At 71.4% G+C, this 17070-nt stretch carries 13 protein-coding genes and 1 rRNA gene; 4 read left to right on the top strand and 10 right to left on the bottom strand.

Translation table 11 applies throughout. The features are described 5' to 3' along the window. Positions 1 to 174: 174 nt before the first annotated feature. A 16S ribosomal RNA gene (locus RIU97_RS17690) occupies positions 175 to 1699 on the bottom strand. Positions 1700 to 2609: 910 nt separating this feature from the next. On the opposite strand from RIU97_RS17690, the gene trpS reads away from it, so the two are divergent. After that, entirely contained in the window at positions 2610 to 3608 is a 999-nt protein-coding gene (trpS, locus tag RIU97_RS17695) for a tryptophan--tRNA ligase (RefSeq protein WP_404957866.1), read from the top strand. 46 nt (positions 3609 to 3654) lie between these two features. Here trpS and proC read toward each other — a convergent pair whose 3' ends face one another. The 5 genes from proC to RIU97_RS17720 all read right to left on the bottom strand — a co-directional run bounded on the left by proC (position 3655) and on the right by RIU97_RS17720 (position 7132). Then, on the bottom strand, positions 3655 to 4464 hold the full coding sequence (gene proC, locus RIU97_RS17700) for a pyrroline-5-carboxylate reductase (RefSeq protein WP_319733841.1): 810 nt from the start codon (positions 4462 to 4464) through the stop codon (positions 3655 to 3657). 104 nt (positions 4465 to 4568) lie between these two features. Further along, positions 4569 to 5306, bottom strand: coding sequence for an ABC transporter permease (locus RIU97_RS17705; protein ID WP_404957870.1), 738 nt, complete (start codon positions 5304 to 5306; stop codon positions 4569 to 4571). Continuing rightward, positions 5303 to 6100 (bottom strand): ABC transporter ATP-binding protein, encoded by a 798-nt coding sequence (locus RIU97_RS17710; protein ID WP_404957872.1) that lies wholly within the window; start codon positions 6098 to 6100, stop codon positions 5303 to 5305. The genes RIU97_RS17705 and RIU97_RS17710 overlap by 4 nt, the downstream gene beginning before the upstream one ends. 87 nt (positions 6101 to 6187) lie before the next feature. Further along, the gene (locus RIU97_RS17715) at positions 6188 to 6718 is read right to left on the bottom strand and encodes a hypothetical protein (protein ID WP_404957874.1); all 531 of its coding nucleotides are present in this window, start codon (positions 6716 to 6718) and stop codon (positions 6188 to 6190) included. Positions 6719 to 6829: 111 nt separating this feature from the next. After that, positions 6830 to 7132 carry a peptidase gene (locus RIU97_RS17720; RefSeq protein WP_404957876.1) on the bottom strand — a complete coding sequence of 101 codons (303 nt, stop codon included), beginning with the start codon at positions 7130 to 7132 and terminating at the stop codon, positions 6830 to 6832. Between the two features lie 106 nt (positions 7133 to 7238). Here RIU97_RS17720 and RIU97_RS17725 point away from each other — a divergent pair, with 106 nt between their 5' ends. Beyond that, the gene (locus tag RIU97_RS17725; RefSeq protein ID WP_404957878.1) at positions 7239 to 9362 is read left to right on the top strand and encodes a serine/threonine-protein kinase; all 2124 of its coding nucleotides are present in this window, start codon (positions 7239 to 7241) and stop codon (positions 9360 to 9362) included. Between the two features lie 53 nt (positions 9363 to 9415). On the opposite strand, the gene ilvD is transcribed toward RIU97_RS17725, so the two are convergent. From ilvD to RIU97_RS17740, 3 genes are all read right to left on the bottom strand, one after another. Beyond that, positions 9416 to 11266: a dihydroxy-acid dehydratase gene (gene ilvD, locus RIU97_RS17730; protein WP_404957880.1), complete on the bottom strand. Its 1851-nt coding sequence runs from the start codon at positions 11264 to 11266 to the stop codon at positions 9416 to 9418. Between the two features lie 121 nt (positions 11267 to 11387). Further along, on the bottom strand, positions 11388 to 12008 hold the full coding sequence (locus tag RIU97_RS17735; protein WP_404957882.1) for a TetR family transcriptional regulator: 621 nt from the start codon (positions 12006 to 12008) through the stop codon (positions 11388 to 11390). Then, positions 12005 to 12868, bottom strand: coding sequence for a sugar phosphate isomerase/epimerase family protein (locus RIU97_RS17740; RefSeq protein ID WP_404957884.1), 864 nt, complete (start codon positions 12866 to 12868; stop codon positions 12005 to 12007). The genes RIU97_RS17735 and RIU97_RS17740 overlap by 4 nt, the downstream gene beginning before the upstream one ends. 1131 nt (positions 12869 to 13999) lie before the next feature. On the opposite strand from RIU97_RS17740, the gene RIU97_RS17745 reads away from it, so the two are divergent. After that, entirely contained in the window at positions 14000 to 15118 is a 1119-nt protein-coding gene (locus tag RIU97_RS17745; RefSeq protein WP_404957886.1) for an endonuclease/exonuclease/phosphatase family protein, read from the top strand. Positions 15119 to 15173: 55 nt separating this feature from the next. Here RIU97_RS17745 and RIU97_RS17750 read toward each other — a convergent pair whose 3' ends face one another. Next, the gene (locus tag RIU97_RS17750) at positions 15174 to 16109 is read right to left on the bottom strand and encodes a Ppx/GppA family phosphatase (RefSeq protein ID WP_404957888.1); all 936 of its coding nucleotides are present in this window, start codon (positions 16107 to 16109) and stop codon (positions 15174 to 15176) included. A gap of 63 nt (positions 16110 to 16172) precedes the next feature. Between RIU97_RS17750 and RIU97_RS17755 the strand changes: the two genes are divergently transcribed. Next, positions 16173 to 17039, top strand: coding sequence for a hypothetical protein (locus RIU97_RS17755; RefSeq protein WP_404957890.1), 867 nt, complete (start codon positions 16173 to 16175; stop codon positions 17037 to 17039). The last annotated feature ends 31 nt before the right edge of the window (positions 17040 to 17070 follow it).

Consider the following 17070-nt stretch of genomic DNA (forward strand, 5'->3'; position numbering starts at 1 on the left):
CCGTACCTTCAGGACCCAACAACGTGCCAAGCACGATCCCCTCCACCATTCCTGTGTTCCACGCCCGAGGGCAGTACTTACAGAAGGTTTCGGAAACCGTGCCAACTAATCAACGTTCCACCCATGAGCTGACCGTGCAGAACATTTGTCTGCAATCGGTACTGTGCTCCTTAGAAAGGAGGTGATCCAGCCGCACCTTCCGGTACGGCTACCTTGTTACGACTTCGTCCCAATCGCCAGTCCCACCTTCGACAGCTCCCTCCCTTACGGGTTGGGCCACCGGCTTCGGGTGTTACCGACTTTCGTGACGTGACGGGCGGTGTGTACAAGGCCCGGGAACGTATTCACCGCAGCAATGCTGATCTGCGATTACTAGCAACTCCGACTTCATGGGGTCGAGTTGCAGACCCCAATCCGAACTGAGACCGGCTTTTTGAGATTCGCTCCACCTTACGGTATCGCAGCTCATTGTACCGGCCATTGTAGCACGTGTGCAGCCCAAGACATAAGGGGCATGATGACTTGACGTCGTCCCCACCTTCCTCCGAGTTGACCCCGGCGGTCTCCTGTGAGTCCCCATCACCCCGAAGGGCATGCTGGCAACACAGGACAAGGGTTGCGCTCGTTGCGGGACTTAACCCAACATCTCACGACACGAGCTGACGACAGCCATGCACCACCTGTATACCGACCACAAGGGGGGCACTATCTCTAATGCTTTCCGGTATATGTCAAGCCTTGGTAAGGTTCTTCGCGTTGCGTCGAATTAAGCCACATGCTCCGCTGCTTGTGCGGGCCCCCGTCAATTCCTTTGAGTTTTAGCCTTGCGGCCGTACTCCCCAGGCGGGGAACTTAATGCGTTAGCTGCGGCACCGACGACGTGGAATGTCGCCAACACCTAGTTCCCAACGTTTACGGCGTGGACTACCAGGGTATCTAATCCTGTTCGCTCCCCACGCTTTCGCTCCTCAGCGTCAGTAATGGCCCAGAGATCCGCCTTCGCCACCGGTGTTCCTCCTGATATCTGCGCATTTCACCGCTACACCAGGAATTCCGATCTCCCCTACCACACTCTAGCTAGCCCGTATCGAATGCAGACCCGAGGTTAAGCCTCGGGCTTTCACATCCGACGTGACAAGCCGCCTACGAGCTCTTTACGCCCAATAATTCCGGACAACGCTTGCGCCCTACGTATTACCGCGGCTGCTGGCACGTAGTTAGCCGGCGCTTCTTCTGCAGGTACCGTCACTTTCGCTTCTTCCCTGCTGAAAGAGGTTTACAACCCGAAGGCCGTCATCCCTCACGCGGCGTCGCTGCATCAGGCTTTCGCCCATTGTGCAATATTCCCCACTGCTGCCTCCCGTAGGAGTCTGGGCCGTGTCTCAGTCCCAGTGTGGCCGGTCGCCCTCTCAGGCCGGCTACCCGTCGTCGCCTTGGTGGGCCATTACCCCACCAACAAGCTGATAGGCCGCGGGCTCATCCTTCACCGCCGGAGCTTTCAACCCCCGCCCATGCAGGCAGGAGTGGTATCCGGTATTAGACCCCGTTTCCAGGGCTTGTCCCAGAGTGAAGGGCAGATTGCCCACGTGTTACTCACCCGTTCGCCACTAATCCACCCCGAAGGGCTTCATCGTTCGACTTGCATGTGTTAAGCACGCCGCCAGCGTTCGTCCTGAGCCAGGATCAAACTCTCCATGAATGTTTACCCGTAATCGGGTGCACACATCACTTAGAGCGGGCACGTCAGGTCGGAATAAGACCGACGCGCCACAACGTCCTCGCTGTGTAATTGCCTGCCAGTGCCCGAAGGCCCGACAGGACTTTTTCAAAGGAACCTCATCCACCGAAGTGGACGGGGTATCAACTTCTGGCGTTGATTTTTGGCACGCTGTTGAGTTCTCAAGGAACGGACGCTTCCTTTGTACTCACCCTCTCGGGCTTTCCTCCGGGCTTTTCGTTCTGTGTTCTTGCGTTTCCGACTCTATCAGACTCTTCCGGGCCCGACTTCCTCGGTGCTTTCCAGTTCCTGCGCTTTCGCGCTTTCCCTTTCCGGCGATTCCGACTCTATCAGATCCTTTCGGGCCTGACTCCCAGTCAGCGGGCTTTGCCTCGGGGCTGTTGGGCCCCTTCGGCGAGTGAGACAGTAGCGGATTCCTCGCCCCCGAACCTAATCGGCGGCAGCGTCCTCGGACACGGATTCCTCATTCGTAAATACGCATGAAAACAAGACGACGGAGTGCGTCGTTCGTTCGAATGTGTAGTGCGGAATGGCCGTCCGGGGACCGACCGGGGTCGGCGCTCACTTCGGACAACTCGAAGAACCTTACGGACCTGGCACACCCGTGTCAACCCCCCGCTGACCGGCGCGCGGACATCCTCGAAACTCACCCCGCGCTCACCCCAGGCCGTCTACGCTGGGCCCATGACTACGCATGCGCTCACGCTCAGCCTTCGCTGGTGGGCCGCCTGACGGCGGCCGACCTTCCACGCGAGCACGCATGCGCTCACGGCCGCCGCTACGGCGGCCGTTTTTGTTTCTCCCTCCCGGGAGTGGCTCGGTCGCCCGACGCGGTGGCTCCGACACCACTCACACACAGGGAGAGCAGGACATGACGAGGATCTTCAGCGGGGTCAAGCCGACGGGTCATCTGACGCTGGGGAACTACCTGGGGGCGGTACGGCAGTGGGTCGCCGCCGACCAGGGGCCGGACGAGGCGCTGTTCTGCGTCGTCGATCTCCATGCGCTGACCGTCGAGCACGAGCCGGCGCGCGTACGGAGGCTGAGCCGCCAGGCGGCGACGCTGCTGCTCGCCGCCGGGCTGGATCCGCAGCGGTGCACGCTCTTCGTGCAGAGCCATGTCGACGAGCACACGCGGCTGGCGTACCTGCTGGAGTGCACCGCCACCGACGGGGAGCTGCGGCGGATGATCCAGTACAAGGAGAAGGCGGCGAAGGCGCAGGTCTCCGGGGAGGGCGTACGGCTGTCGCTGCTCACCTATCCCGTGCTGATGGCCGCCGACATCCTGGCGTACGGGGCCCAGGAGGTGCCGGTCGGGGAGGACCAGCGGCAGCACGTGGAGCTGACGCGCGACCTGGCGGTGCGCTTCAACCAGCGCTACGGGCACACCTTCACCGTGCCGAAGGCGACGCATCCGGCGGTGGCCGCGCGGGTCATGGACCTGCAGGAGCCGACCTCGAAGATGGGGAAGTCCCATGAGAACGGGGCGGGGATCGTCTATCTGCTCGACGAGCCCGGGGTCGTGCGCAAGAAGGTGGTGCGGGCGGTCACCGACAGCGGGGACGGTGCGGTGGTCTACGACCGGGAGGCGCGGCCGGGGGTCGCGAACCTGCTGGACATCCTGGCGGCGTGCACCGGGAGTGATCCGGCCGGGCTGGCCGACGGGTACAGCGGGTACGGGGCGCTGAAGCGGGACGTCGCCGACGCGGTGGTCGAGCTGTTGCGGCCGGTGCAGGAGCGGCATGCGGAGCTGGCCGGCGATCCGGCGGAGGTGGAGAAGGTGCTGCGGGAAGGTGCCGGGCGGGCTCGGGAGCTGGCGCGGCCCGTGGTGGACCGGGCGTACCGGGCCATCGGGTTGCTGGAGCCGTGACGGGTGGGGGTCCCGCGTGCTGCGGGCCCCCACCGGTACGGGTGGCTCAGCTGTTGCCCGAGGCGAGCTCGCGGCTGCGGTCGCGGGCCGCTTCGAGGGCGGCGATGAGGGCGGCGCGTACGCCGTGCCGCTCCAGCTCCACGATGGCGTTGATCGTCGTACCGGCCGGGGAGGTGACGGCCTCGCGGAGCTTGACCGGGTGCTCGCCGCTGTCGCGGAGCATCACGGCGGCGCCGATGGCGGCCTGGACGATCAGGTCGTGGGCCTGGGCGCGGGGCAGGCCGAGGAGGATGCCGGCGTCGGTCATGGCCTCGACGAGGAAGTAGAAGTAGGCGGGGCCGGAGCCGGAGAGGGCGGTGGCCGCGTCCTGCTGGGACTCGGGGACGCGCAGGGTCTTGCCGACGCCGCCGAAGATCTCCTCGGTGTGGGCGAGGTGCTCGGCGGTGGCGTGGCTGCCGGCGGAGATGACGGACATGGCCTCGTCGACGAGGGCGGGGGTGTTCGTCATGACGCGGACGACGGGGGTGCCGGGGCTGAGCCGTTCCTCGAAGAAGGAGGTGGGGATGCCGGCGGCGCCGCTGATGACCAGGCGGTCGACGGGGACGTGCGGGGCGAGCTCGTCGAGGAGCTTGGCCATGTCCTGGGGCTTGACGGTGAGGATGAGGGTGTCGGCGCGCTTGGCGGCTTCGGCGTTGGACACGGCCTCGACCCCGTAGCGGGTGCGGAGCTCCTCGGCCCGGTCGGCGCGGCGGGCCGTGACGAGGAGCTTCGAGGCGGGCCAGCCGCCGCGGATCATTCCGCTGAGCAGGGCCTCGCCGATCTTGCCGGTACCGAGGACTGCGACTGTCTGGGTCATGCCCGATTCACCTCGCCGAACTGTTTTGTGCGCGTGGGCTGCGTATACGTCCTCATCCTTTCACCCGTGAAAGGAACGGGGCGGGACTGTCCGGCCTGTGGGCGTCAGGGAGTGCGGCGGCGGAGGGTGGCCGCGCCGAGGGCGAGCACGAGCAGGGCGCAGGCGGCGACGATCACGGCGTCGCGGACGAAGTCGGCGGTCATGTCGGTGTGGGTGAGGACCTGGGTCATGCCGTCGACGGCGTAGGACATGGGCAGGACGTCGGAGAGGCCTTCGAGGACCGGGTGCATGGTGTCGCGGGCGGCGAACAGGCCGCAGAGGAGCAGTTGGGGGAAGATCACCGCCGGCATGAACTGGACGGCCTGGAACTCGGAGGCGGCGAAGGCGGAGACGAAGAGGCCGAGGGCCGTGCCGAGGAGGGCGTCGAGGAGGGCGACGAGCAGGAGCAGCCAGGGGGAGCCGACGACGTCGAGGCCGAGGACCCAGAGGGCGAGGCCGGTGGCGAGGAGGGACTGGGCGACGGCGACGGCGCCGAAGGCGAGGGCGTAGCCGGCGATGAGGTCGCCCTTGCCCAGCGGCATGGCGAGGAGGCGTTCGAGGGTGCCGGAGGTGCGTTCGCGCAGGGTGGCGATGGAGGTCACCAGGAACATGGTGATGAGGGGGAAGATCCCGAGGAGTGACGCGCCGATGCCGTCGAAGGTGCGGGGGCTGCCGTCGAAGACGAAGCGCAGCAGGGTGAGCATCAGGACGGGGACCAGGAGCATCAGCGCGATGGAGCGCGGGTCGTGGCGGAGCTGGCGCAGGACGCGGGCGGCGGTGGCGGCGGTGCGGGCACTGTTCACGGGGTCGTCTCCTGGGCGGCGAGGGTGTTGGCCTCGTCGACGAGGCGGAGGAAGCCCTCCTCGACGGTGGCGGAGCGGGTTCGGGTGCGCAGTGCGTCGGGGGTGTCCTGGGCGAGGATGCGGCCTTCGCGCATGAGGAGGAGGTCGTGGCAGCGCTCGGCCTCGTCCATGACGTGGGAGGAGACGAGGATCGTCGCGCCGCGGGTGGCGGCGATGTCGTGGAAGAGGTTCCACAGGTCGCGGCGCAGGACGGGGTCGAGTCCGACGGTGGGTTCGTCGAGGACGAGGAGCTCGGGGGTGCCGAGCAGGGCGACGGCGAGGGAGACGCGGCTGCGCTGGCCGCCGGAGAGGTTGCCGGCGAGGGCGTCGGCGTGGGTGGTGAGGTCGACGTCGGCGATGGCCCGGCGTACGGCTGCGGCGCGGCGGTCGGCGGCGGAGCGGCCGGGGTCGAGGACGGCGGCGAAGTAGTCGAGGTTCTGCCGGACGGTGAGGTCGTCGTAGACGCTGGGCGCCTGGGTGACGTAGCCGATGCGGGAGCGGAGCTCGGGGTGGCCGGCGGGGCGGCCGAGGACGTCGAGGGTGCCGGTGACGTGGGCCTGGGTGCCGACGACGGCGCGCATGAGGGTGGATTTTCCGCAGCCGGAGGGGCCGAGGAGGCCGGTGATGCGGCCGCGGGGGACGTTGAAGGCGATGGAGTCGATGACGGTGCGGGGGGTACGGCCGGTGCCGCGGCGGACGGTCAGGCCGTGGGCGTGCACGGCGGCCGGGGCTCCCTCGGACTGGTTATTCATCATGTGATGAATAATGCTCCCGGCTGTGCCGGACGTCAATCGCCGGGGCAGATCGCCCGGGCGGAGTGAGGTGGGGGCGGGCGGCTCGGGCTACTTCTTGCGCTTGGGGCGGCGGGCGGCCGGGTTCCCCGTACGGGAGCCGCGGCGGCGGGCGAAGTCGGCCCGGGCGCGCTCGTACTCGGCGCGGCGGAGCTTCTCGCCCGGGGCTTCGCCGAGGCAGCGCAGGAAGTACGCGATGAGGGAGCCGATGAAACCGATCGCCTTGAGTCCCTTGAGGGCGGCCTCGTCGGAGGACGGGGCGGGGCGGCGGCTGAAGGACTCCCAGGTCTTGGCGAAGGCGATGGAGCTGGCGATCGCGAAGAGGACGACGACGGAGATGCTGAGGAAGGGGCCGACGTTGCCGATCTCCAGGCCCTCGTAGGAGAGGCGCAGCAGTACGGCGGCGGCGATGGCGGTGACCAGCGAGCCGAGGGCGAGGCCGACACGGCGCAGGGCGTAGCCGCCGTCGTGGTTCACCCAGGTGGTGCCGAAGAACGGGATCGGCTCGGGCTCGGGGCCGGTGGGACCCGGGGCCTGCGCGGCCGGCTCGGCTGGGTTCTGGTCTCGCTGGTCGTCGCTCACGGCAGCGATTATCCCTTGCCGGGCCGGCCGGGCCGGGTGTGTCTCACGTGTCAGACGGGGCTCCGGGGCGCGGCGCGCCGCCTGCCGGTCGTCGGGCTCTGCCCCGGACGGTCAGCCGCACTGGTTGGTGACGTAGCCGTCGCTGCCGGTCTTCACGTACGCGTCGGAGACGAACCGGCCGTTGCCGATGCAGTCCCAGATGTCCGTCGTTCCGTACGGGCCCGAGACGGTGGTGCCCTCGCACTGGCAGCGGAGCGAGACGGTCGCGCCGAGCGGCAGGACCTCGATGACCGAGTAGTTGGTGCCGGGTCCGTTGCGGACGTTCACCCGGGTGCCGGGGGCGACCGGGAACATCGGGTAGCCGGAACCGGCGGCCAGGCTCTGGATTTGGCTCGAATCGTTCTCAACAGACATGCGAAATCTCCCCCCATGGGCGTTGCCCTGCGCAACTCGCGCAGGCTAGCAGGACCTTGGAGATGCACAAGGGTCATCGACTAGGCTCCGGCGGGGGTGGTGAGCGGTGCATTCGCTGCGCGCGGACTACGTGGGCTTTCCGGAGTACGCCGGGCAGTACCGGCTCGAATCGGTGCTCGGTTCCGGAGGGATGGGCGTCGTCCATCTGGCCACGTCCGGCTCGGGGCTGAAACTCGCCGTCAAGATCGTGCACCCCGAGCACGCGGTGGATCCGGAGTTCCGGGCCCGGTTCCGCCAGGAGGTCGCCGCGGCGCGGCGGGTGAGCGGCGTGTTCACCGCCCCCGTCGTGGATGCCGATCCCGATGCCGAACGGCCTTGGATGGCCACCCTGTTCATCGACGCGCCGACGCTCGCCGAACGGGTACGGGAACGGGTGCTGGACCCCGTCGAACTGACCCGGCTCGCCGCCGGTCTGGCCGAGGCCCTGCGGGACATCCACCGGGCCGGAGTGGTGCACCGGGATCTGAAGCCCAGCAACGTGCTGATGGCTCCGGACGGCGTGCGGGTCATCGACTTCGGGATCTCGCGCCCGGCGGACAGTGATCTGCGGACCGAGACCGGAAAGCTGATCGGCACTCCGCCGTACATGGCGCCCGAGCAGTTCCAGCGGCCGCGGGACGTGGGGACGGCCGCGGACGTCTTCGCCCTGGGGGCCGTGCTCGTGCACGCGGCGACGGGGCGCGGACCGTTCGACTCGGACAGCCACTACCTGGTGGCGTACCAGGTGGTGCACAGCGAGCCCGATCTGACCGGACTGCCGCCGCGGCTCGTACCGCTCGTCGCCCGGTGCCTGGCGAAGGATCCGGTGGAGCGGCCCACCGCCGAGGAGCTGATCGCCGAGATGCGGGCGATCGCGTACCCGACGGCCGAGGACACCCAGGCCTTCATCCCCCGGCCGCGGCAGCCTTCGGAGTCGGAGCAGGTCACGCACCAGCGGGAGCGGAGCGCCGTCGAGCCCGGGACGGCCGGACGCCGAGCCCGCGTGGCCGTCGGGATCGGGGTCGGGCTGCTGCTCACCGGCGTCGCCGCGGTCGGCGGGTACTGGCGGTTCGGGCCGGACGCCGGACCGCGCGGCCAGATCGCCGCGCAGGCCGAGCCGGCGCCGCAGAAGGGCTTCGCCCCCTGGGCGGTCCCCTTGGGGAAGCCCGGTACGGGCAGCCGGATCGGGGCCTGCTCCTGGCAGTCGGCGGCACTCTACTGCGCCGGTCCGGGCCTCGCCGCGGCCCGGCTGGACCCCGCGGACGGCACCACCGTGTGGGCGGTGGAGGCGACCGGCCGGGCGCCCCGGACCACGACCCCCGGTGCGCCGGTCCACGCGGGCGGGCAGGTTCTCGTCGTGGCGCCGGGCAGCGAGACCCTCCAGGCGCTGGACCCGGGCACGGGAACGGAGACCTGGAAGCGGAAGCTGCCGGGCGGCTCACAGGTGGTGACCGCCGGCGGGCAGGTCCTGCTCGTGGGGACGACCGGCAGCGTCACCGCGCTGGACGCGGCCAGTGGCACGCCGCGCTGGACCCGGCAGATCGGCGGGGTCGGTGCCGAGTGGTGGGGCGGCACGGACGAGTCCGGAGCGCCCGGGCTGTACGTGGCGACGTCCGGGAGCGACAGCGGGTCGACACAACTCGCCGCAGTGGACCCGGCGGACGGGACGGTCCGCTGGCAGTTCCGGACGCAGGGGCGGCTGCGCCCGGTCGGCGTGGCGCAGGGCGGGCTGTACCTGCTGGACCTCGACGCGTCCTCCCGGACCGGCGCGGTCGTGCGCGCCGACCTGGCGGCGCACGTGGTGCACCGCGTGCGGCTGACGGCGCCGGTGTACGACGCGGAGCCGACGGTGGGCCAGGACGGCACCGTGTACCTGTTCGGGACCTCGGGCACGCTGGTTGCGGTCGGAACGGCCAGCGAGCAGTGGCGGCTGGAGACGGGCCTGGCAGTGGCCTCCCGGCCGGTGTTCGCCGGCGGCCGGGTGTTCCTGACGGCCCCGGACGGACGGCTCCTTGCCGTCGACGCGGGCAGCGGACGGCCGGCGGGACAGACAAAGCCGCGCATGGCCGACGGCAGCACCAAGTACACCTCCACCCTGCCCGCGCCCGTGGTCGGTGATGGGCGGGTGTTCGCGGGGGCGCCCGACGGGTCGGTGTTCGCGGTGGCGGCGGGGGATCCGGCCGGGTGGTGAGACGGCGGCGCCCCCGCACCGGAGGGGTGCGGGGGCGCCGGCGGGGTCGGTCGTCAGCCCAGGCGGCTGACGTCGCGCACCGCGCCCTTGTCGGCGCTGGTGGCCATCGCGGCGTAGGCGCGCAGGGCCGCGGAGACCTTGCGCTCGCGGTTCTTCGGGGCGTAGACGCCGCCGAGGGCCTCGTGGCGGGCCGCCAGGGTGGCTTCGTCGACGAGGAGCTCGATGGAGCGGTTCGGGATGTCGATGCGGATGAGGTCGCCGTCCTGGACGACGGCGATGTTGCCGCCCGAGGCCGCCTCCGGGGAGGCGTGGCCGATGGACAGGCCCGAGGTGCCGCCGGAGAAGCGGCCGTCGGTGACCAGGGCGCAGACCTTGCCGAGGCCGCGGCCCTTGAGGAAGGAGGTGGGGTAGAGCATCTCCTGCATGCCGGGGCCGCCGCGCGGGCCCTCGTAGCGGATGACGACGACGTCGCCCGCCTTGATCTCCTTGCGGAGGATCTTGTCGACGGCCTCGTCCTGCGACTCGCAGACGACGGCGGGGCCCTCGAAGGTCCAGATCGACTCGTCGACGCCCGCCGTCTTCACGACGCAGCCGTCGACGGCGATGTTGCCGCGCAGGACGGCGAGGCCGCCGTCCTTGGAGTACGCGTGCTGCACGGAGCGGATGCAGCCGCCCTCGGCGTCGAGGTCGAGGGTGTCCCAGCGCTCGGACTGCGAGAAGGCCGTGGCGGAGCGCTGGCAGCCGGGCGCCGCGTGCCACAGCTCCATGGCCACGTCGGTGGCCGTGCCGGAGCGGGGGTCCCAGTCCGCGAGCCAGGTCTCCAGGTTCTCGGAGTGGACCGAGGTGACGTCCTTGTTCAGGAGTCCGCCGCGGTGCAGCTCACCGAGGATGGCGGGCATGCCGCCGGCCCGGTGCACGTCTTCCATGTAGTACGTGCCGCCGGGCGCCACGTTCGGCGCGACCTTGGACAGGCACGGGACCCGGCGGGAGATCTCGTCGATGTCCGTGAGGTCGTAGTCCAGCCCGGCCTCCTGCGCGGCGGCGAGGAGGTGCAGGATCGTGTTCGTGGAGCCGCCCATGGCGATGTCGAGGGCCATGGCGTTCTCGAAGGCCTGGCGGGACGCGATGGAGCGGGGCAGGACCGAGTGGTCGTCCTGCTCGTAGAAGCGCTTGGTGATCTCGACGATCGTGCGGCCGGCGTCCTCGTACAGGGCGCGGCGGGCGGTGTGCGTCGCGAGGACCGAGCCGTTGCCGGGGAGGGCGAGGCCGATGGCCTCGGCGAGGCAGTTCATCGAGTTGGCGGTGAACATGCCCGAACACGAGCCGCAGGTCGGGCAGGCGTTCTCCTCGATGCGCAGGACGTCCTCGTCGGAGACGTTCTCGTTGGAGGCGTCGACCATGGCGTCGATCAGGTCGAGCTTGCGGACGGTGCCGTCCACGAGGGTGGCCTGGCCGGCTTCCATCGGGCCGCCGGAGACGAAGACGACCGGGATGTTGAGGCGCAGGGCGGCCATCAGCATGCCGGGGGTGATCTTGTCGCAGTTGGAGATGCAGATCAGCGCGTCGGCGCAGTGCGCCTCGACCATGTACTCGACCGAGTCCGCGATCAGGTCGCGGGAGGGGAGGGAGTACAGCATGCCCGCGTGGCCCATCGCGATGCCGTCGTCGACCGCGATGGTGTTGAACTCGCGGGGGACGGCGCCGGCGGCGAGGATCGCGTCGGAGACGATGCGGCCGACCGGTGCCAGGTGGGTGTGGCCGGGGACGAACTCGGTGAAGGAGTTGGCGACCGCGATGATCGGCTTCCCGATGTCCGCGCTCGCTACGCCCGACGCGCGCATCAGCGCACGAGCGCCTGCCATGTTGCGGCCGTGGGTGACGGTGCGGGACCTCAGCTCGGGCATGCGGTTCACTCCCCATGAGTGCGGCTGTACGGTCAGCCGCGACTGCGGATATGGCTCAGATACGAGGCTACGCCCACCGCCCGCGATCCGGACGGCGCGTCCGCATGACGGGACGGCAGGCTCACTCCTCGGTCAGGTACCGCTGCAGCGTAGGGGCCACGAGCGCCACGATGTCCTCCGCGTCCGCGGACGCGAGGGGCTCGACCTGGACGACGTAGCGCAGGATCGCGATGCCCACCATGTGGGAGGCGGCGAGCTCGGCGCGGAAGGTCGGGTCGGGGACGTGGAGGTCGGCGGCGACCCGCTCCAGGACCCGCCGCAGCACCAGCCCGCGCAGCACCTTCGCGGCGGCCTCGTGGGTGAGGGCGGAGCGGATCACGGCGAGCAGCGGGGCCCGGGTGACCGGGTTCTCCCAGACGCCCAGGAAGTACCTGGCCAGCCGCTCGCCGATGCCGTCCGGTCCGCCGCCGACGATCGCGGGGACCACGAGGGCCGGCTCCAGGCTCATCTCGATGGCCGCGGCGAAGAGGTCGTCCTTGCTGCCGAAGTAGTGGTGGACCAGCGCCGGGTCCACCCCCGCCACCTTCGCGATGCCGCGGACGGAGGTCTTGTCGTACCCGCGCTCCGCGAACACCTCGCGGGCGGCCAGCCGGATGCGCTCCTGCGTGCCGGGGCCGTCGTCGGCCTCGTCCTGCCGTGGCCGGCCGGGCCCGCGGCGGCGCGGCTTCTCCGTTCCCGTCATGACCGCCGGGCCCTGTCCCGGGTGGTGGTGTCAGTGGTGGTGGTGGCGGCGGCGGTGGCGGCGGTGGCGAGGTGCAGCCGTGTGAAGGCCAGCGCCTCGGCGAGGTCGGCCTCGCGCTCGGCCGACGACATCGCGCGCCGCGTGTTCACCTCGATCACCACGTGACCGTCGAACGAGGTCCGGGCGAGGCCCTCCAGCAGCTCGGCGCAGGGCTGCGTGCCCCGCCCCGGGACCAGGTGCTCGTCCTTCGCCGAACCGTTTCCGTCGGCGAGGTGGATGTGCGCGAGCCGGTCGCCCATCCGGTCGATCATCGCGGTGGCGTCGGTCCGGGCGGTCGCGGTGTGCGAGAGGTCGACGGTGAAGTGCCGGTAGTCGTCCTTGGTCACGTCCCACTCGGGTGCGTACGCGAGCATCTCGCGGTCGCGGTAGCGCCAGGGGTACATGTTCTCCACGGCGAACCGGACGTCGGTCTCGTCGGCCATCCGCCAGATCCCGGAGACGAAGTCCCGCGCGTACTGGCGCTGCCAGCGGAAGGGCGGGTGCACGACGACGGTGGACGCGCCGAGCCGCTCGGCCGCCGCCTGCGCCCGCTGCAGCTTGGTCCACGGGTCGGTGGACCACACGCGCTGGGTGATCAGCAGGCACGGCGCGTGCACGGCGAGGATCGGCACCTGGTGGTGGTCCGACAGCCGGCGCAGGGCGTCGACGTCCTGACTGACCGGATCCGTCCAGACCATGACCTCCACGCCGTCGTACCCGAGGCGCGCGGCGATCTCGAAGGCGGTCGCCGTGGACTCCGGATAGACGGAGGCGGTGGAGAGGGCGACTTTCGCGGTCGGGATGCGGACTGGTTCTGCCACGGAGACAGGGTACGGGCCCAACGCCCGCCCGGTACGTGACGACCGCCACCCGCCCCCGCCCCGGAGCCGGCCCCCGAGCCGGGCGCGAGGCCGACGCGTGCGCGGCGCGAGGCCGACGCGAGGCCAGGGCGAGGCCGGCGCACGGCCGGGGCGAGGGCGGCGCACGGCCGGGGCGAGGGCGGGGCACGGCCGGGGCGCAGGCCGACGCGGGAGCGGCGCGAGGCCGACGCGAGGCCAGGGCGAGGCCGACGCACAGCCGGGGCGAGGGCGGGGCACGGCCGGGGCGCAGGCCGACGCGTGCGCGGCGCGAGGCCGACGCGAGGCCAGGGCGAGGCCGACGCACAGCCGGGGCGAGGGCGGGGCACGGCCGGGGCGCAGGCCGACGCGTGCGCGGCGCGAGGCCGACGCGAGGCCAGGGCGAGGCCGACGCACAGCCGGGGCGAGGGCGGGGCACGGCCGGGGCGCAGGCCGACGCGGGAGCGGCCCGAGGCCGACGCGGGAGCGGCCCGAGGGCGGCGCGGGAGCGGGGCGAGGGCGGCGCGGGAGCGGGGCGAGGGCGGCGCGGGAGCGGGGCGAGGGCGGCGCGGGAGCGGGGCGAGGGCGGCGGGAGATCGGCGCGGGAGCGGGGCGAGGGCGGCGGGAGATCGGCCCGAAGCACGACGTGTGGCCACCCCGCGCCCTGGCGCGAAGCCGGGCGCAGGTCCTGCGCGGGCACCGCGTGCGCGGCGCGGGGCGGGGTCGGCCCGAGGGCGGGGCGGGCCCTGTGCGGGCGGCTGGCGCAGGCGGGAGGCCGACACAGGCGGGAGGCTCTGGCGGGAGGCCGGCGCGGACCCTGCGCGACGCGAGTCCCGCCCGAGCGCCGGTCCGAGGGCGGGGCAGCGCGGGCCCGGCTCGGGCTCTGCGCGGGCGCGGCCGAGCCCTGGCGGGAGGCCGGCACCGGCCCGGCTTGGGCCCTGCGCTGCTGGCGCTGGCGCTGCACGTGGCCGGCCGGCCACTGCCGAGGCGGACGCACGCGGGCCAGCGGGCCGTAGGCCGCCCGGCCCACATCGGGATCGCCACGGTCCGTCAGCCGCCTTAGGTTTCGGGCAAGATGCGGGTTTTCGCCCGCTTTACACCGAGAGGGCTGCCCGTATGACTCGCCGTTGGATCACATCCGCCCTGTGCGCGCTCGCGCTGCTCGCACCGGGCTCGCTCGGCACCGCCTCGGCCGCCGAGGGGGGCCGGACCCCCTTGCGCGTCATCACCCGCAACCTCTACCTGGGCGCCGACCTCGCCCCCGTCCTCGCCGCCACCAGCCCGCAGGGCCTCGTCGCCGCGGTGACCGCGGTGTGGGCGAACGTCCAGGCGACGGACTTCCCGGAGCGCGCCGAGGCGCTGGCCGACGAGATCGCCGAGAACGACCCCCACCTCGTGGGCCTCCAGGAAGCCGTGCTGTGGCGCAGCCAGACCCCGGCCGGGCCGGGGTCAGCCACCCACGTCGAGTACGACTTCCTGCAGATCCTCCTCGACGAGCTCTCCGCCCGCGGCAAGCACTACGCCGCCGTGGCCAGCGTCACCGTCGGCAGCGACTTCGAGGCCCCGCGCGCCACGCCCGGCGGCGGCGGCCTCCAGGACATCCGCCTCACCGACCGCGACGTGCTCCTGGCCCGCACCGACCTGCCCGCGCATGCCTTCTCCGTGGCCCACGCGAAAGCCGCCCGGTTCCGGAACCACCTGCCCGTCTGCCGGCCCGTGCTCGGCTGCCCGCCCAATCCGCCCCTCAAGATCGAGCGCGGCTGGGTCTCTGCCGACGTCACGCTCCGCGGCCGCACCGCCCGGGTGGTGACCACCCATCTCGAACCGGCCGCCCCCGCCGTCCAGGAGGCACAGGCCGGCGAACTGCTCGCCGGCCCGCTGAACACCAAGCTCCCCACCGTGCTCCTCGGCGACCTCAACTCGGCGGCCGGCGGAGTCGGCGCGACACCGGGAACCGGCACCCAGAGCTACAACCGGCTCCTGGCCGCCGGCTTCAAGGACGCCTGGACCGCCAACCGCCACCGCCCCGGCGGCCCCGGCTTCACCTGCTGCCAGGCCCCCGACCTGCGCAACGCCGCCTCCAGCCTCACCCAGCGCATCGACTACGTGCTGTTCCGCGGCAAGATCCACGCGCTGGCGGCCGACCGGGTGGGCGAGAACCCCGCCGACCGCACCCCGTCGGGGCTGTGGCCCTCCGACCACGCCGGCATCACGAGCGTGCTCCGACTGCGCTGACCGCCCCACCGCCGCCGGCCGGCCGGAGCCCGAGCTCCCAGGAGCCCGTACCTTCCTACGATCCCGTCGGCATGTGGTCCAGCCTCCGCAGGATCACGCCCTCGCGCAGGGCCCACGGGCAGATCTCCAGCTCGTCGACACCGAACAGGTCCATCGCACCCTCCGCGACGAGCGCGCCCGCCAGGAGCTGGTTCGCCCGGCCCTCCGAGACACCCGGCAGGGCCGAGCGCTGGGCCGTGGTCATCGCCGCGAGCCGCGGCACCCACTCCTCCAGGGACTTGCGGCTCAGGTCCCGCTGCACGTACAGACCGTCCGCCGAACGGGCCGCGCCCGCGATGCGGGCCAGCTGCTTGAAGGTCTTCGACGTCGCGACCACGTGGTCCGGGGCGCCGAAGCGGCTGAACTCGCGCACCGTGCGGGCGATCTCCGCCCGCACGTGCCGCCGTAGCGCCCGGACGTCCAGCGTGTCCGGCGGGTCGCCCGGGAGCCAGCCCGAGGTGAGGCGGCCCGCGCCCAGCGGCAGCGAGACGGCCGCGTCCGGGTCCTCGTCGATGCCGTACGCGATCTCCAGCGAGCCACCGCCGATGTCCAGGACCAGTAGTTTCCCGGCGGACCAGCCGAACCACCGGCGGGCCGCCAGGAACGTCAGCCGGGCCTCGTCCGCGCCGGTCAGCACCGGCAGGTCGACGCCCGTCTCGGCCTTGACCCGCGCCAGCACCTCGTCCGCGTTCGTGGCCTCGCGCACGGCACTGGTCGCGAAGGGGAGGACGTCCTCGCAGCCCTTGTCCTCGGCGGCCTGCACCGCGTCGCCGATCACCGAGACGAGACGCTCCACGCCCTCGGGGGTGACGGCCCCGCCCTTGTCGAGGAGCTCCGCCAGGCGCATTTCCACCTTGTGCGAGTGCGCCGGCTGCGGGCGCGCACCGGGGTGCGCATCCACCACCAGCAGATGGACCGTGTTCGAACCCACATCAAGGACACCGAGTCTCATAGGGGGAAACGCTACTGCGACGAACGCCGAGGGGTGAGGTAAGGGGCGCTTAGGCTTGGGTTTGTGCCAAATACGAAGAAGGCCAACAAGACCCGGCCGCAGAAGGACACGGGCAAGAACCCCGCCAAGGGCAAGAACTCCGGCGGCAGGAACGGCAAGGGCAAGAACCCCGTCGTCTCCGACGAGAAGGGCCTCGACTTCCCCCGGGCCTGGGTGGAGTTCCCCGACCCCGGCGACGACGAGCAGGTCTTCCGCTGCGACCTGACCTGGCTGACCTCCCGGTGGACCTGCATCTTCGGCCAGGGCTGCCAGGGCATCCAGGCGGGCCGGGCGGACGACGGCTGCTGCACGCTCGGCGCGCACTTCTCCGACGAGGACGACGAGAAGCGCGTCGCGCAGCACGTGGCCCGGCTGACGCCCGAGCTGTGGCAGTTCCACGACGTCGGCAGCGAGAGCGGGTGGACGCAGCACGACGACGACGGGGAGAAGCAGACCCGCCGCTGGGACGGCGCGTGCATCTTCCTGAACCGGCCGGGGTTCCCCGCCGGCGCCGGCTGCTCGCTGCACATCCTCGCGATGAAGGAGGGCCGCGAGCCGCTGGAGACCAAGCCCGACGTCTGCTGGCAGCTGCCGATCCGCCGGACGTACGACTGGATCGACCGGCCCGACGACACCCGCGTGCTGCAGGTGTCGATCGGCGAGTACGACCGCCGCGGCTGGGGTCCCGGCGGCCACGACCTGCACTGGTGGTGCACGTCCGCCACCTCTGCGCACGGCGCCGGGGACCCGGTGTACGTGTCGTACCGCGCCGAGCTGACGGAGCTGATGGGCAAGGAGGGGTACGAGGCGCTCGTGAAGCTGTGCGAGGCCCGGCTGGCCTCCCTGCTGCCGATGGCCCCGCACCCGGCCGACCCGGCCGGCCCGGCCTGACCTGTGCGGCCCGTCTGACCGGCCCGGTCCC

Source organism: Streptomyces sp. 147326, from assembly GCF_045000215.1.
Taxonomy (GTDB): Bacteria; Actinomycetota; Actinomycetes; order Streptomycetales; family Streptomycetaceae; genus Streptomyces.

Coding starts and splice junctions, on each gene's coding strand:
- trpS (WP_404957866.1), top strand. CDS start 2,610: ATGACGAGGATCTTCAGCGGGGTCAAGCCGACGGGTCATCTGACGCTG.
- proC (WP_319733841.1), bottom strand. CDS start 4,464: ATGACCCAGACAGTCGCAGTCCTCGGTACCGGCAAGATCGGCGAGGCC.
- RIU97_RS17710 (WP_404957872.1), bottom strand. CDS start 6,100: ATGATGAATAACCAGTCCGAGGGAGCCCCGGCCGCCGTGCACGCCCAC.
- RIU97_RS17720 (WP_404957876.1), bottom strand. CDS start 7,132: ATGTCTGTTGAGAACGATTCGAGCCAAATCCAGAGCCTGGCCGCCGGT.
- ilvD (WP_404957880.1), bottom strand. CDS start 11,266: ATGCCCGAGCTGAGGTCCCGCACCGTCACCCACGGCCGCAACATGGCA.
- RIU97_RS17735 (WP_404957882.1), bottom strand. CDS start 12,008: ATGACGGGAACGGAGAAGCCGCGCCGCCGCGGGCCCGGCCGGCCACGG.
- RIU97_RS17745 (WP_404957886.1), top strand. CDS start 14,000: ATGACTCGCCGTTGGATCACATCCGCCCTGTGCGCGCTCGCGCTGCTC.
- RIU97_RS17750 (WP_404957888.1), bottom strand. CDS start 16,109: ATGAGACTCGGTGTCCTTGATGTGGGTTCGAACACGGTCCATCTGCTG.